Source organism: Acutalibacter sp. 1XD8-36 (genome assembly GCF_009917525.1).
GTDB lineage: Bacteria > Bacillota > Clostridia > Oscillospirales > Acutalibacteraceae > Acutalibacter.
In genome coordinates this window covers 1-2891 of record NZ_QZDU01000039.1, presented here as the reverse complement: position 1 = coordinate 2891, position 2891 = coordinate 1, and the positions used below count along the sequence as shown (strand labels likewise).

Sequence of the window (2891 nt, the reverse complement as noted above, 5' to 3'; positions counted from 1 at the left end):
TTGGTCCCGCTATATTCACGCAATGGAGGCTATATGGCGACTGTCACAAGCTTTGCGGGGGTAAATGCGAACACAAAGCGCCCGGATGAGGCTTTTTGGGTCGTGGACTATCTTCTGGGAGAAGAATGTCAGAGGTCTATCCTATATACGTTCATGACCTCAGGTCAAGCCGTGCCCACTCTGGAGGGGCTTATGACAAAGGGGAAAGCTGTTTCCACTGGGTTTGAAGGAAAGAATGGAAAGCCGAAAGGAAAAATGCCTGATAACCTTTATGAACAGTTCTGCACTGTTAGGGACAGCATCAGCTTTGCTGATTTTGCCACGCCTTTGGATCGTGAATTTGAGCAGCTCTACTTGGATCTGCGGGAGCCGTCTCAGAAATCGCGGGAGTCTATAATTCATGACGCTTATATGAGAATGAGTATGGAGCTTGCCGAAAGCTAAGAGCAGGACACCCCATGAAAAAACACACAACATTCTCTAAGGCTACTTCCCAATAGCCCCCATCCTTCTCGGCTACCTCCTATTCTACGCCATCCCCTTCGTTCTGGTAATCCAATACTCCCTCTCCACTGGCAGCGGCGACGCCCTCTATTTCATAGGCTTCATAAACTACCAGGACGTAACCTCAAACAATATGTTCACCCTGGCTTTCGGCAACACCATGCGCTTTCTTGCGGCGGCTCTGCCCCTCATCATGGTGCTGGCCTACGCCATCGCGCTGCTCATGCAAAAGCACGCCAACAAGCATAAGCTCTTAAAGTCCGTGTTCCTGTTTCCCTACATCATGCCTGTTGTAGGCGCGGTGATTCTGGTGGAGCTGCTCTTTGCCGAGTCCGGCCTAGTCCCCAGCATTTCCAATGCCCTGGGCCTGCCCCTGGTGGACTGGCTGGGCGGGCCTGCGGCTTTCGGCGTGGTGTTGTTGCTGTATCTCTGGAAGAACACCGGTTACAGCGTGATTCTGCTGCTGGCCGGGCTTGTCACAATCCCGGAGGAGCAATACTCCGCCGCCGATCTGGACGGAGCGTCCGGCTGGCAGAAGTTCTTCTACATCACCACGCCGCAGATGTGGTACTCGGTGTTCTTTGCCATCATCTTCTCGCTGATCAATGCCTTCAAGTGTTTTCGAGAGATTTTCCTCATCGGCGGCACCCACCCCAACGAAAACATCTACATGCTCCAGCATTTCTTAAACAACAGCTTTGAGAATCTTAACTATGCCAAGCTCTCTGTGGCCTCGGTTCTCCTTTTGATTGTGGTGCTGGTGGTGTTCGCAGTATTCTACATCTTCGTCCGCAGGAAGGAGGGGTTCCGGTCATGAAAAAAGCTGTAAAGCCGGGAGAGATTTTTGCCATTCTGCTGGCGTTTATCTCCATCGCCCCCTTCTGCTATGTGCTGGTTCTCAGCTTTCTGCCAGCCAGTGGCGGTATTACTTTTGATTATTACTACGATGTGTTTCTGGGTTCACCCCAATACCTACTTCGGTTCTGGAAAAGCATGGGAATCTGCCTGTGCATCGTGGCGGGACAGCTTGTAGTGTCAGTGCTGGCCGGGTATGGCTTCGCAAAATGTGAGTTCCGTGGTCGGGATACCCTGCTGTTCGTGCTCATGATTCTCATGGTCCTGCCCCTGCAGGTTACCTTGGCCCCCAACTACATTATGCTGGACAAATTGGGCCTGCTGGATACCTACTCAGCCTTGATTCTTCCGTCCATCTTCATGCCCCTGGGCACGTTCGTCCTGACCCAGAGTTTCAAGTCCGTCAGCGACGACATCATTGACGCGGCAAGGCTGGACGGCTGCGGGCTGTTCCGTCTGCTGACAAAAATCATCTTGCCCATGAACACCAGTGGGCTGGTCTGCGTCACGCTGCTGTCGTTCTTAGACGGATGGAACATGGTAGAACAGCCCATCGCCTACATCAAAGACTTCCTGCGGTACCCCCTCTCAGTGGCCTTGGCCTATGTGTCACCTGCGGACCCCACCCTACAACTGGTCTGCTGCATTCTGGTGGTGCTGCCGCCCCTGTTCCTGTTTACCTATTTTAACCGGGAACTGGTGGAGGGCATTGTTTTGGCGGAGGTGAAATGATGAGGAAGATAGACAAAAATGACCCGTATGAGAAGTATTTATATAGTGACAGACCACCCTGGAAACCTACCACGCTAAAGCAGAAAGCCCTGTGGGTGTCAGCGCTGGTCTTCTGGCTGATTGCCGCCTGCACCCTTTTCGCTGTTAAGAATCAGGAGCTGATGACCCCGCAGGTTACCACTGTGAGTACCGAAACCAGCTACAGCTCAGGTTCCCCGGCAAAGCTGCCTCTTGACTGCCTACAAATAGACGGTGACGGCGGTATGCACCTCTACGAGATTTATGAGGGTACCGGCTGGGAGGCTGGGGTGCGGGTCCGGGAGGTACAGGGGTTCTCCTTGGACGAAAGCAATGTGCTCCTGGGCAACGGCGGCTGGGGGGACTATGTTCAGTATGCCTCTAAAACTCTGACCGATGGCGAACTGGTGGAGGTGATTCAGGGCGGGGAAAAAGCCGCTGACCAGTGGCTTGCTGTATTCCCGGAGGACGCGCCGGAGCCAGATCATCTCCCCAGCGGCGTGGAGATCGTGGCCCGGGACGGCAACGCCCTGCTGCTGTCCGTGGAATCTGACCAGCAGCCCTTCATGGAGGGCCGGGCCAAGAACCTTGTGCCGGAGCTTTCCGAGGCCAGGGTCTACAGTCTGTCGGCTATGGAACAATTCCAAGGCAATTTCATCTGCACGGGACTGCTGCTTATGGTATTTGTCATTGTGTTCTGGATGTGGGGTTACGCTTGGTATGAGAACCAGCTATCCAAAAAGTATCCCCGAATGTGGCCTATGAGCGTTGGCATCAGCATT

The 2891-nt window shown here is 53.6% G+C and carries 4 protein-coding genes; all 4 read left to right on the top strand.

Features of this window, described 5'->3' with window-relative positions; translation table 11 throughout:
- Positions 1 to 444: hypothetical protein (locus tag D5270_RS16315; protein ID WP_207709420.1), on the top strand; the 444-nt coding region annotated here is incomplete at its 5' end.
- 193 nt (positions 445 to 637) lie between these two features.
- Positions 638 to 1321, top strand: coding sequence for a carbohydrate ABC transporter permease (locus D5270_RS16310; RefSeq protein ID WP_166545069.1), 684 nt, complete (start codon positions 638 to 640; stop codon positions 1319 to 1321).
- Positions 1318 to 2091: a carbohydrate ABC transporter permease gene (locus D5270_RS16305; RefSeq protein ID WP_166545068.1), complete on the top strand. Its 774-nt coding sequence runs from the start codon at positions 1318 to 1320 to the stop codon at positions 2089 to 2091. The genes D5270_RS16310 and D5270_RS16305 overlap by 4 nt, the downstream gene beginning before the upstream one ends.
- Positions 2091 to 2891, top strand: an 801-nt coding sequence (locus tag D5270_RS16300; RefSeq protein ID WP_166545067.1) for a hypothetical protein, incomplete at its 3' end; no start/stop codon positions are given. The genes D5270_RS16305 and D5270_RS16300, both read left to right, overlap by 1 nt.

Excerpts from the sequence above, each read along its gene's own strand:
- D5270_RS16310 (WP_166545069.1), top strand. The coding sequence starts at position 638 with ATGTTCACCCTGGCTTTCGGCAACACCATGCGCTTTCTTGCGGCGGCT.
- D5270_RS16305 (WP_166545068.1), top strand. The coding sequence starts at position 1,318 with ATGAAAAAAGCTGTAAAGCCGGGAGAGATTTTTGCCATTCTGCTGGCG.